This is a genomic window from Flavobacteriales bacterium, from assembly GCA_013214975.1.
Lineage (GTDB): Bacteria > Bacteroidota > Bacteroidia > DT-38 > DT-38 > DT-38.
On sequence record JABSPR010000271.1, the window covers coordinates 1 to 13,085 of the forward strand.

13 protein-coding genes are annotated in these 13,085 nt (G+C 36.8%); 8 read left to right on the forward strand and 5 right to left on the reverse strand.

From position 1 onward, the window contains the following. Together HRT72_08685 and HRT72_08690 are read right to left on the reverse strand one after the other, a co-directional pair. Positions 1-816: FAD-binding protein (locus HRT72_08685; protein NQY67782.1), on the reverse strand; the 816-nt coding region annotated here is incomplete at its 3' end. Between the two features lie 23 nt (positions 817-839). Continuing rightward, positions 840-1,505, reverse strand: coding sequence for a succinate dehydrogenase cytochrome b subunit (locus HRT72_08690; GenBank protein ID NQY67783.1), 666 nt, complete (start codon positions 1,503-1,505; stop codon positions 840-842). 180 nt (positions 1,506-1,685) lie between these two features. On the opposite strand from HRT72_08690, the gene HRT72_08695 reads away from it, so the two are divergent. Then, positions 1,686-2,972, forward strand: coding sequence for an aminopeptidase P family protein (locus HRT72_08695; GenBank protein ID NQY67784.1), 1,287 nt, complete (start codon positions 1,686-1,688; stop codon positions 2,970-2,972). A 399-nt stretch (positions 2,973-3,371) separates the two neighbouring features. Here HRT72_08695 and thiL read toward each other — a convergent pair whose 3' ends face one another. After that, a complete protein-coding gene (gene thiL, locus HRT72_08700) occupies positions 3,372-4,430 on the reverse strand; it encodes a thiamine-phosphate kinase (GenBank protein NQY67785.1) in 1,059 nt (352 codons plus the stop codon). Positions 4,431-4,581: 151 nt separating this feature from the next. Between thiL and HRT72_08705 the strand changes: the two genes are divergently transcribed. The 5 genes from HRT72_08705 (at position 4,582) to HRT72_08725 (ending at position 8,794) form a co-directional block, all read left to right on the forward strand. Beyond that, positions 4,582-4,908, forward strand: a complete 327-nt coding sequence (locus HRT72_08705; GenBank protein ID NQY67786.1) for an iron-sulfur cluster assembly accessory protein — start codon at positions 4,582-4,584, stop codon at positions 4,906-4,908. 28 nt (positions 4,909-4,936) lie between these two features. Continuing rightward, positions 4,937-6,382, forward strand: a complete 1,446-nt coding sequence (gene sufB / locus HRT72_08710) for a Fe-S cluster assembly protein SufB (GenBank protein ID NQY67787.1) — start codon at positions 4,937-4,939, stop codon at positions 6,380-6,382. A gap of 28 nt (positions 6,383-6,410) precedes the next feature. Beyond that, complete coding sequence (gene sufC / locus HRT72_08715) at positions 6,411-7,166, forward strand: Fe-S cluster assembly ATPase SufC (GenBank protein ID NQY67788.1); 756 nt, start codon at positions 6,411-6,413, stop codon at positions 7,164-7,166. Between the two features lie 5 nt (positions 7,167-7,171). Then, complete coding sequence (gene sufD / locus HRT72_08720; GenBank protein ID NQY67789.1) at positions 7,172-8,437, forward strand: Fe-S cluster assembly protein SufD; 1,266 nt, start codon at positions 7,172-7,174, stop codon at positions 8,435-8,437. A gap of 165 nt (positions 8,438-8,602) precedes the next feature. Next, a complete protein-coding gene (locus tag HRT72_08725; GenBank protein NQY67790.1) occupies positions 8,603-8,794 on the forward strand; it encodes a cold shock domain-containing protein in 192 nt (63 codons plus the stop codon). 109 nt (positions 8,795-8,903) lie between these two features. Here the strand turns inward: HRT72_08725 and HRT72_08730 are convergent, their stop codons facing one another. Beyond that, positions 8,904-9,395, reverse strand: a complete 492-nt coding sequence (locus tag HRT72_08730) for a peptidylprolyl isomerase (protein NQY67791.1) — start codon at positions 9,393-9,395, stop codon at positions 8,904-8,906. 202 nt (positions 9,396-9,597) lie between these two features. Between HRT72_08730 and HRT72_08735 the strand changes: the two genes are divergently transcribed. Further along, positions 9,598-10,770, forward strand: coding sequence for an FmdC precursor (locus HRT72_08735; GenBank protein ID NQY67792.1), 1,173 nt, complete (start codon positions 9,598-9,600; stop codon positions 10,768-10,770). Position 10,771: 1 nt separating this feature from the next. Here the strand turns inward: HRT72_08735 and HRT72_08740 are convergent, their stop codons facing one another. Then, complete coding sequence (locus HRT72_08740; protein ID NQY67793.1) at positions 10,772-11,914, reverse strand: MFS transporter; 1,143 nt, start codon at positions 11,912-11,914, stop codon at positions 10,772-10,774. A 131-nt stretch (positions 11,915-12,045) separates the two neighbouring features. On the opposite strand from HRT72_08740, the gene HRT72_08745 reads away from it, so the two are divergent. Continuing rightward, on the forward strand, positions 12,046-13,085 hold a 1,040-nt coding region (locus HRT72_08745), incomplete at its 3' end, for a cysteine desulfurase (GenBank protein NQY67794.1).

Consider the following 13,085-nt stretch of genomic DNA (forward strand, 5'->3'; position numbering starts at 1 on the left):
CGGAATACAAGTTGGGTGAATTTGTGTGTAACAAGGGTTAGCGAAGTAAGCTCCCTTTTTGTGGATTTTCCATCCAGCAGTTACGTTAGATCCCATTGCATTAGTAGAAAGAAAGAATACGTTTCCATATCCACCGGTAGCAATTACTACCGCGTGTGCAGAATGCTTTTCAATTTCGCCAGTCTCTAAGTTTCTTGCGATGATACCTCTTGCTTTTCCATCAACGATAACAACGTCTAACATTTCGTGACGGTTATACATTGTGATCTTTCCTTTGTTGATCTGACGGTTCATTGCAGAGTAAGCGCCTAGCAATAATTGCTGTCCTGTTTGACCAGCGGCATAAAATGTTCTTGAAACAAGTACACCACCAAAAGATCGGTTAGCTAATAAACCACCGTACTCTCTTGCAAATGGAACACCTTGTGCAACACATTGATCAATGATGTTAGCAGATACCTCAGCCAAACGATAAACGTTTGCTTCTCTAGATCTGTAGTCACCACCTTTAACCGTGTCGTAAAATAATCTGTAAGTAGAGTCACCATCGTTTTGGTAATTCTTCGCTGCATTGATACCACCTTGCGCTGCAATAGAGTGTGCACGTCTTGGTGAATCTTGGTAGCAGAAAGACTTTACTGCGTAACCCATCTCAGCTAAAGAAGCTGCTGCAGATCCACCAGCAAGACCAGTCCCAACAACGATCACATCGATCAATCGTTTGTTTGCAGGGTTAACAACATTAATGTGGTTCTTATGATTCGTCCATTTATCTTTAATTGGACCTTTAGGTATTTTCGAATCTAATTTTGACATATCTCTTTGTTTATACCTTTAATTTAATGAGTGCAAATTCCTGAACAAAATGGTGCTGCTCCGATGAAATGAAGAATAGGAATGATTACAAAACCAAGCGTAATTACTATCACGTATCCTTGCGATACCATTTGAATGATCGGGTTATATTTTGAGTGATTTGCTCCTATCGATTGGAAAGCAGAAGTAAATCCATGGCTTAAATGAACACCTAATAAGATGAATGCTGCCTCATATATCGCAACATAATACCAGCTATCAAATAAACCTGTTACCATTTCGAAAGCAGTCATTCCGTCCATTCCCGTAAACTTCATTTTCACAAAGTAGTTAGCCAAGTGAAGTGCCAAGAAAGCCAAAAGAAGAAGACCGGTTAAAATCATGTTTCTAGATGCCCACGTAGAACTATCTGCTGCATCTTCAAATTCGTATTTGATAGGACGAGCTGCTCTGTTTTGCATCGTTAATTTAATACCCATTACAATGTGTACGATGAATCCGATTCCCAATACAGGTTGCATTACTTGAATCATCAGGTTAGTTTCCATAAAGTGAACAGCTTCGTTAAATAAGTCGGCGCCAATAAGCGACAAGCTGTTAATAAGAAGATGCATTGGTAAAAAAGTAATCAGAAACAATCCCGATAAGGACATCGTTACTTTTCTGACAATAGAAGACGACTGGCTCATTCTATATAGTGTTGGTTAATAAATTCAAAATTGTCTGCAAATGTACTACTCATAGACGAGAATTAAGGTGATAATGAGTGTGTTTTAGCGAATTCCTGCTGATTCTGTTACAAGAAAATAAAGGGTCAAGTATTATCTCGTATGGTTTCCTATATTTATTAATTCAATTCTATAAATCAAATGAAGTATTTACCTATTGATCGTCAGTTATTTATCGATAACAGACAACGATTTTCTGAATTACTCAAATCCAATTCCGTCGCCATTTTTAATTCCAATGATCAAATGCCCACTAACGCAGATGGAACAATGCCTTTCCGACAGAATAGCGACTTGTTTTATTTGTCTGGAATAGATCAAGAAGAAAGTATATTGGTGATCTATCCGAATGCTAAAGATGCCGCGCAAAGGGAGATGCTATTTGTAAAAGAAACAAATGCTGAGATTGCCATTTGGGAAGGACAAAAACATACAAAAGATTCAGCTACCTCTACTTCTGGAATTTCGTCTATTTATTGGCTACAAGATTTCGGAGACATCTTAACTCAACTTATTAAAGATTCTGATTACATCTATATAAATACTAACGAGCACAAAAGAGCGAGTACCGAAGTAGAAACTAGAGACGCCCGTTTTATTAATAAATTAGAACTCGATTATCCAGATGTAAAATTGGAGCAATCGGCTCCTCTAATGCATAATCTAAGAGCAATTAAATCGAGTATAGAGATAGACTTGATTCAGCAAGCTTGCGACATCACTGAAAAAGGATTTCGAAGAATATTAGGCTTCGTTAAACCAGGGGTAATGGAATATGAAATTGAAGCTGAATTGAGCCATGAATTCCTTAGAAACCGATCAAGAGGTTTTGCTTATGAGCCAATTATAGCAGGAGGTTTTAATGCATGTGTTCTACACTACTTAGAGAATAATAAAGAATGTAAAGACGGAGACCTCATGTTGTTAGATGTGGGGGCCGAATACGCTAATTATGCATCAGACTTAACCAGATCTATACCTGTTAATGGCAAGTTTTCGGATCGTCAGGCTGATGTTTACAATGCGGTTTTACATGTGATGAAACAAGCGGTTAAGATGTTGGTCGTGGGAAATAATCTCAGTGATTACCACAAGGCAGCTGGCAAATTAATGGAAGAAGAGCTTATAGGCTTGGGCTTACTAAATAAAGCAGAAGTTAAAAACCAAGATCCTACTAAACCTCTTTACAAGAAGTATTTCATGCATGGCACTTCTCATCATTTAGGTCTCGATGTGCATGATGTAGCAGACATGAACCGAACTTTTGAAGCCGGAATGGTTTTTACTTGTGAACCGGGAATCTATATCCGAGATGAAAATTTAGGAATTCGAATCGAAAACGACTACCTCATTACCGAAAATGGAGCTGTTGATTTAATGAAAAACATTCCTATTGAAATTGCTGAGATTGAGTCCCTAATGGCCTAACTAGCACAATACGCTATTTTTACTAGCAGCGTTTACAATTATTATACTGTCTAATTAGTAAGAGATATCTTTTATTAATTCTAATAACAATTTCAACACAATGAAAGACCCAAAAGAACTTCTGAATCCGGAAATAAAGGCAGACCAATTAGATAAGAAATACAAGTTTGCCAATTATATAACTTCAATTTATTCCTTTAGTTAAAACCTTTCTATTAATGGAGTAGGCAAAGGTATCTTTGAGGTTTATAACCTTAACGGCATAGTCGTTAAGGAAGGAAGTTATTCCGTTGGAATAAATGGATTTGAAATTAACCAAACCGGTGGCTTCTTTATCAAAACGAATGATATTAAAGGAATCAAGTATCACAAAGTAACACTTGCTTAATCCAGACTAATCTACTTCTCATTTCTTTTATTGTCCTTGAAAGCATCCCAACCCTGAGCAGTAAGTTCCATAACTGTGTCACCTTTAGCAACCATGTTACAACCTTCACTTTCGTCGGTAACATGACCAATTATAGTAATGTGTGGATTTCCTTTAATTTTATCGTGATCGGATAAATCAACAGTAAAAAGGAGTTCATAATCCTCTCCCCCATTTAATACACACATTGCAGGATTCAAATCCATACTTACGGCCGCATTAATCATAGTTGAATCCATCGGGAATTTCTCTTCATACACACTACATCCCACTTTCGATTTATGGCAAATATGTAATAGCTCCGAAGCCAAGCCATCCGAAATATCGATCATAGAAGTTGGTTGAACCTTCATCTCTCCTAACATTTGAACGATATCTGTTCTTGCTTCAGGTTTTAACTGACGTTCTAAGATGTAATCGTTCCCACCCAAATCTGGTTGCATTTTCGGATTTTCCTTAAAAACCGCCTTTTCTCTTTCTAATAACTGAAGTCCCATATAAGCTGAACCAAGATCTCCGCTGACACAGATTAAATCATTCTTCTTGGCACCACCTCTAAATGCCAAAGTTTTTTTGTCCCCTTCACCAATAGCTGTAATGCTAATTATTAACCCCGAATTGGAAGTTGTTGTATCTCCTCCAACTAAATCAACCTTATACTTTTCGCAAGCCAAATGAATACCTCCGTAAATCTCTTCTATAGCCTCTAATGAAAAACGATTGGAGATGGCAATTGAAACGGTAATTTGCTTCGGTACTGCATTCATAGCAGCGATGTCCGATAGATTAACTACTACAGATTTATACCCTAAATGCTTTAATGGAACATAAGTAAGATCGAAGTGGACGCCCTCAACCAACATATCTGTAGAAACTACGGTCTGTTTATTTTTGTAATCCAAAACTGCGGCGTCATCTCCAACACCAACGGCACTCGATTTATTCACCAATTTCAAGTCTTTTGTTAAGTGCTCAATTAATCCAAATTCGCCTAATGACTCTAACTCTGTTCTGCCGCTATTTTCTAACATATATGAAGATCTTAATTTGTCCCAAAATTACAATATAAAAAGTCATTTCCCAGATGGATGAAAACCTTGCTAATAGCAGTGAAATAGCTACCTTTGCGTCGATTATGTTATTTAGACGTAAACTAAATAATAAGAAGTAAACTATAGGAAAATGATAAACGTTACAGATAACGCAAAAAACGAGGCCCTTAAGCTTATGGAGGCTGACAATATGGGCACCAAAGCCTTTATTCGAGTTGGAGTAAAAGGTGGTGGTTGTTCTGGTTTGATGTACGAATTAGAATTCGATACAGAGATAAAAGAAGGCGACAAGGAGTTTGAAGACAATGGTATCAAAGTGGTGGTTGAAAAGAAAAGCTTCTTGTATCTAATCGGAACGGAATTAGACTTCTCTGGAGGTTTAAACGGAAAAGGATTTGTGTTTAAAAATCCTAATGCAGATCGTACTTGCGGATGTGGCGAAAGCTTCGCTATATAATCTTCTAATCAATATATAAAATTATCAAATGGCGAATAAAGAAGATGCTCTTTTAGAAGAAGTAACCCAGCAAGAATACAAGTATGGGTTTACTACTGATATTGAGTCAGACCTTGCTCCAAAGGGTTTGAACGAAGATATTATTCGATTAATATCTTCTAAAAAAGAAGAGCCAGAATGGATGCTTGAATTTCGATTGAAGGCCTTCGCTCAATGGCAGAAAATGGAGGAACCAGAATGGGCACACGTTCATTATCCAAAGGTAGATTTCCAAGATGCACATTACTATGCTGCTCCAAAAGCAAAGGTTGTATTAGATAGCCTGGATGAGGTAGATCCTGAATTACTAAAAACATTCGAGAAGCTAGGAATATCTATCGACGAACAAAAAAAATTAACTGGTGTTGCAGTAGATATCGTTATGGATAGCGTTTCTGTTAAGACAACATTTACAGATGCGCTTTTCGAATTAGGTATCATCTTTTGCTCCTTTTCAGAAGCGATAAAAAATCATCCAGACTTAATTCGTAAGTATATGGGCTCTGTTGTTCCGATGACAGATAACTTTTATGCAACACTTAACAGCGCTGTATTTACTGATGGGTCTTTTTGCTACATTCCAAAAGGAGTAAGATGTCCGATGGAATTATCTACATACTTCCGAATTAACGAGGCTAACACTGGTCAGTTCGAAAGAACATTGGTAATTGCTGACGAAGGCAGTTATGTGAGTTACTTGGAAGGCTGTACTGCTCCTATGCGAGATGACAATCAAATGCATGCAGCGGTTGTAGAATTAGTTGCCATGAAAGATGCGGAGATCAAATACTCTACTATTCAAAACTGGTATCCCGGAGACAAAGATGGTAAAGGTGGTATCTACAACTTTGTAACGAAAAGAGGAATTTGTCATGAGAGTGCAAAGATATCGTGGACACAAGTTGAAACGGGATCTGCTGTTACCTGGAAATACCCAAGTTGTATCTTGAAAGGAGATAATTCGGTAGGAGAATTTTATTCTGTCGCGGTAACCAATCACCATCAGCAAGCAGATACAGGTACCAAAATGATCCATATTGGAAAGAACACCAAGAGTATCATTATCTCAAAAGGAATATCTGCAGGAAAGAGCAACAATAGCTATAGAGGGTTGGTAAAAATAAATAAAGGAGCTACCAATGCACGTAACTTTTCGCAATGCGATAGCTTATTAATGGGCAACGATTGTGGCGCACATACCTTCCCATACATTGAGGTAAATAATAAAACTGGTAAAGTGGAGCACGAAGCAACCACTTCTAAAATTGGAGAAGATCAGATTTTCTACTGTAACCAAAGAGGGATTGCAACTGAAGAAGCCGTTAGCCTTATCGTAAACGGATACACGAAAGAAGTATTAAAGCAACTTCCCATGGAGTTTGCTGTTGAAGCACAAAAATTATTAGAAATAAGCCTTGAAGGCTCTGTTGGGTAATCACCCAATTAATTGAATAACTAAGTATATGTTAAAAATAACCGACTTAAAAGCTAGCATTGAGGATAAGAACATCCTTAAAGGAATTAATCTTGAAGTGAAAGCTGGAGAGATCCATGCGATCATGGGACCGAATGGTTCAGGTAAAAGTACCCTCGCTTCTGTAATAGCAGGAAAAGACGGATACGATGTAGAAGGTACCGTTGATTTTCATAACCAAGATTTATTAGATCTTGATCCTGAAGAAAGAGCTGCATTAGGTGTATTTCTTGCTTTCCAATATCCAGTAGAGATTCCAGGTGTAAGCAACATGAACTTCTTAAAAGCTGCCATCAACTCTATCCGAAAGCAAAAAGGACAGGATCCGATGATCGCAAAAGAGTTTTTGGCTCGAGTAAAAGACAAAAGTGCTTTGGTTGAATTAGACGCTTCTTTAAACAGCAGATCTGTAAACGAAGGATTTTCTGGTGGAGAAAAAAAACGTAACGAGATATTCCAAATGGCGATGTTAGAGCCAACTCTTGGAATATTAGATGAAACTGATTCAGGATTAGATATCGATGCGCTTCGAATTGTAGCAAACGGTGTTAATCAACTTAAAAATGAGGACAACGCATTTCTAGTAATAACACATTACCAAAGATTATTAGACTATATAATCCCGGATTTTGTACATGTTTTATACAATGGTAAAATCATCAAGTCTGGAGATAAAGAACTAGCTAAAGAATTAGAAGCAAAAGGATACGATTGGTTAAAAGAAGAAGCTGAAGCTGCATTATAATATTGATGAAGGATTTATTAATAAAAACGAATAACGTTGGTTTCATTGGTGATAATAACCTTTTGAAGCAAACCAAAGAAGAAGCAGTTAATGCAATTGGTATTTTAAAATTTCCATCTCGAAAAGATGAAGCTTGGAAATACACCAACCTTAACAAATTAAAAGATCAACAATTCGTTGCAGGATCTCTTCTTCCTTCTGCTAAACTGAATGACTTTATCGTTGCAGGCCTTAAAGCGAATATTTTAGTATTTGTAAATGGTCATTATTCTGCAGAGCAATCAACTATTCTAGAAGAAAATAATGATCTAACTATTGGACAATTAAAAACTGCTCTTAACGATAACAGCAACGATCTTGCAAACTACTTCGGTAAAAGCGAGCGACATAAAAACGAATTGTTTACGGCTCTAAATACTCTAAACAGTACAGATGGCGTATTGATCACGGTTAAAGAAAATGCCGTGATAGAACACCCTATTCACATTATAAATATTACAATCGGTGATAAGATTGTTTCACATCCAAGGAACTTAATCGTTGCAGAAAAGAATAGTATTGTTACGATTATTGCTTCTTACGATACAGAAGTAGGAAGTTCTCTTACAAATGCCGTTTGCGAAATTGTAGTGAAAGAGAACTCTATGGTAGATTACTATCTCCTACAAAACGAAAGCATCGAATCTACTCAGATCAACGACATAGCAGTTGTTCAAAACAACAGTAGTACATTTTCTATTACTACTATCACTACCAACGGAGGCTTAGTTCGAAACAACCTTAAGATATGGGTGGATGGTTCTCATTGTGAAACACGTCTCTATGGATTGTACTTCACAATAGGAAAACAACACGTCGATAACCATACTTTCGTAGATCATATTAAACCCAATTGTATGAGTGATGAGCTTTATAAAGGTGTGATGAATGATGAGTCTACGGGAGTATTTAATGGAAAGGTATTCGTTCATCGTGAAGCCCAAAAGACCAATGCATTCCAGTCAAATAAAAATATCCTTTTGACAGATGATGCGACCATTAACTCTAAGCCTGAATTGGAAATCTATGCCGATGATGTGAAATGTTCTCATGGTTCAACTACTGGTCAGTTTGATGATGAGGCACTGTTTTATTTGAGAGCTAGAGGAATAATGGAGGATACAGCGCGAAAAATGTTACTTGAAGCTTTTGCAGATGATGTACTTGCAAACATTAAAATAGCTCCATTAAAAGAGATGATTGAAGACCGCTTAAATGCATCATTCAAATAAATCGTAATATTTTTTGTTTTTCTTTTGAGTCTCAATTCTCGATATACTGCGGGTTTTCGACTCTATCACAGCATTTTAGTCCCATTTTGTTTGTGAAAAAGCGATCCAAAACGAGAACATTCTCGTTCAGACGATTAACTTAGTAACTTAATCAATATAAATACAATGAGTAAAGGCACAGTAAAATTCTTCAACGGATCAAAAGGATTCGGATTTATAACTGAAGATGGATCAGACAAAGAATATTTTGTACACGTAACCGGCTTAATTGACGAAATCGATGAAGGCGATGCAGTAGAATTTGACCTTAAAGAAGGTAAAAAAGGTTTAAATGCCGTTAACGTTAAGAAAGTTTAGTGATAGCATTACAAATTTTAAAGCTCATTCAGATACTGAATGGGCTTTTTTTATGCAACAAAAAGCCCTGTAAACAAAGTTCACAGGGCTTTCAATACTTTAGCGACTTCTAGTGGTGATGTCCACCTTCACCATGAACATGGCCATGTTCTTTTTCCTCATCAGAAGCTTCTCGAATAGAAACAATCTTCACGTCGAAATTTAAATCCATTCCAGCTAAAGGATGATTACCATCAACTAAAATTTTATTACCTACTACTTTCTTGATTACAATGTTTTGAATGGATCCATCAGGACCTTGTGATTCAAAACCCATTCCTTCTTCGATCTTATCCACACCCTGAAAAGACTCTTTAGTAACGGTTTGAATTAAATCTGGATTTACATCACCATATCCATCCACAGGTGCAATCTGTACTTTAACATCTTCTCCTTCTGCTTTTCCTACTAAAGCATTCTCCAATCCTGGAATAAGGTTTTTCGCACCATGTAAATAAGCTAAAGGTTCTTTGCCTTCAGAGTTATCTATTACATTTCCATCGTTGTCTGTTAACTTATAATGCATGTTAACTACTAAGTTATCACCTACCAATAATGACATATTTTTTATTTTTTGTTTTTACTAAGTCCCGACCTATCCATAATCGGGCAGCAAAGATATGATTTTATCCTTTTCAAAGCACATAATTAACGACGGTACAGTGTGGTATCAACCCTTTTGAAAGCTTATACTATTAATATTCTCTTAACATAGGTATGGCCGCAATAGAATAATTTTGTCATCAAATACTAAACGAAGAAGAATGAAAAGATGGATTGTCGGAATAGCCTTATTTATGTTGAGTTCAACAGCGTTTTCTCAAACGATGGTGGACAGTAAATTCGGAAAGGGAATTAGGATCATGGCCAAAGATTCTTCTTTCACCATGAAATTCTCTACACGTATCCAAAGTTTATTTGAGGGAACTACAAACATTAGCGACGATGGTACTATTGGTGCTTCTTCATCTAAATTTCTTGTAAGACGAGCTCGCTTAAAATTTGGTGGCTACGTGTACAATCCGAAAGTTCAATATAAGATAGAACTTGGTATTTCTAACCGCGACCATGGAAGCCCTATACCAGAAACTAAAAACTCAGCTCGAATAATCCTCGATGCTGTGGTAAAATGGGAATTTGCCAAAAATACTTACTTATGGGTTGGCCAAACAAAACTTCCTGGTAATAGAGAACGGGTAATTTCATCTCAAAAATTACAATTTGTGGACCGATCTCTACTTAATTCTTATTACAACCTGGATAGAGACATGGGTATTCAGTTAAGAAACAAATGGAAGGCTGGAAACATAGTTATTAAAGAAGCATTATCACTTTCACAAGGAGAAGGTAGGAATATTACAGCGAAGAATGTAGGTGGATATAAATACACCGGACGTGTTGAAGTTTTGCCAATGGGCGAATTTACAAGCAAAGGAGACTACTTTGGTTCTGACTTAAAGAGAGAAGATAAACCGAAACTAGCAATTGGTGTGACATACGACTATCACGATAGAGCAACTAGACAACGAGGTAATCAGAAAGATTACATGCCTGAGACCAAAACCATGTATACTACTATTATAGACGCAATGTTCAAGTACAAAGGAGCCTCTGTAATGTTAGAATATGCCGACAGACAAGCCGAAGGAAGTGCTCTTTTATATGGTGTTTATTTTCCAGACATGTTTTACTACACCGGATCAGGACTAAATGCATCCTTAGGTTACTTATTTAAAAATAATATTGAAATAGCAGGTCGATATACTTCTATACGACCAGATTCTGATTTATTTTTCGAGTCTGACATCAATATGTATACTTTGGGAATGTCTAAATATGTTGTTGGGCATAGCCTTAAAGTGCAAGGCGATGTTTCTTACACAGAAAAATCTGGAAACAAATTGCTCTACAGAATTCAAGTAGAAATGTCCTTTTAGCCTACTCTACTTTTTTAAGTGTACTTCCAACCCATATTGCTAATATGGAGAGTATCACTGCGAAATAACCGGTATACTCGAAATTTACCAGTTCCCCAATCTCATTTCTATAGGTAACAAGGCCTACGAATACTGACGCAAGACTCATGGAAAATTGCTGAACAGCTGTACGCATGCTCATAAAACTTCCACGATATTGCTGCACTACGATCGAAGTGGTTATAGTTGTTGCTGGTATCATCCTTCCAGATATTAAAATAAAGAACGAAGAGTTAATTGTTAGGGATAACCAAAACGCCATATTGGTCATACTAGTCAACAATAAAAAAGGAGCAATACTTAATACTGTTAATCCTATAAAAGTCTTCTGTTTCCCAATCTTGTCCGCCACAATACCGATCACCGGCGATAAGAAAACCGTTACCAACCCACCAATAAAATACATTAGCGTTACATCCTCATTGGTATAGCCAATATTTGTAGACATAAACCCAGCGATGTACGGGATTATCGAAAATTGACCAAGTACAAGCAAAGCAGTAAAAATTAATCCCCTCAACATATTTCCATCCGTAAATATCATCTTCAATACATAGAATGGATTACTATTCTTTTCTCTTTTCTCAAGGTGAGAAGTCATCTTTGGCAAGACAATGCTAGTCACGATTAGCATAACCGACAGAAATATACTGTACGCAATAAATGGTGATTGCCATTTGTAATTCATCGCTAACCACATGCTGCTTGGTATACCTACTACGGAAGCCACTCCGAATGCCGCAAATACAAAACCAATGGCGGCGGCCCTTCTTTTCTCAGGAATCAAGTCAGAAATAATTGAAAGTATTAAAGCTATAATTGCACCATTAAAGGCACCGCTAATTGCTCTTGCAATAAAGAAAGTCCAGTAATCTGTTGTGTTTCCCGAAAAGAAAACGGCTAGAGAAAATCCTATCATCAAAGAAATAAGCATCTTCTTTCGATCCAGCATATCCAAAAAGAATACCCCAAAAAATCCACTCAACCCAGCTCCAAAAGTGTAGATAGAAATCAAATAACTAAACTCCGAATTAGAAATACCCAAATCAGCAACGATCATAGGGTTTGCGGCCATCATGATCATAAAATCTAAGATTAAGACCATTTGGATCAAAGCCAATATTATCAATATTATGCGCTCTTTACTCATTGAATATTATAAGTACCTTTGTATTGGATTTACCGATAAATCGGCGTCGAAGTTACCTAATTATTCTTCAGCCATAGAATTCAATAATGAGCTTAAATATTCAAAAAATAAGAAAAGACTTTCCAATCTTAAGTCGAACGATCTACGATAAACCTTTAGTTTATTTAGATAACGGTGCTTCTTCACAAAAACCTTCATCAGTAATTGAAACAATCGATAATTATTACAGAAACGAGCACAGTAATATTCATCGAGGAGTTCATTATTTAAGCTCTACGGCAACAGATAAGTATGAGCAAGCACGAAAGAAAGTACAAAGTTTTTTAAATGCTGAGCACGATCATGAATGCTTGTTTACCAAAGGAACTACAGATGGAATAAACCTTATCGCACAATCATTCGGTAAAAAGTTTATTCAAGAAGGAGATAACATTATCATCTCCGAAATGGAACACCATTCGAACATCGTACCATGGCAATTTGTTTGTGAGGAGAGAGGAGCAACTTTGAGAGTTATTCCGATTAACGATGCAGGTGAGTTACTAATGGATGAGTATAAAAAGCTACTCGACGATCGCACCAAAATGGTTGCTATAACTCATGTTTCTAACACTCTTGGCACAATAAATCCTGTTAAAGAAATTATCGAATTAGCACACGAAAAAGGTGCAGCAGTATTAATTGATGGAGCTCAAGCAGTACAACATATGGAAGTGGATGTACGAGATATGGATGCTGATTTTTATGTCTTCTCTGGGCATAAGATGTACGGTCCTACTGGCATTGGAATTCTTTACGGTAAAGAAAAGTGGCTCAACGAAATGCCTCCTTACCAAGGTGGTGGTGACATGATTAAAACCGTAACATTCGAAAAAACGACATACAACGAATTGCCACATAAGTTTGAAGCCGGCACACCAAATATTGCTGGAGGGATTGGCCTTGGGGCAGCAATAGATTACATGAACAGTGTTGGAATTAATAACATTGCTACATACGAAGAAGAAATTAGAGTCATAGCTCACGAAGCATTATCTAAAGTTGAAGGACTGCGTTTTATAGGTACGGCAAAGAATAAAGCGGCTGTATTTTCCTTTCTAATTGGAGACAATCATCCCTACGATAC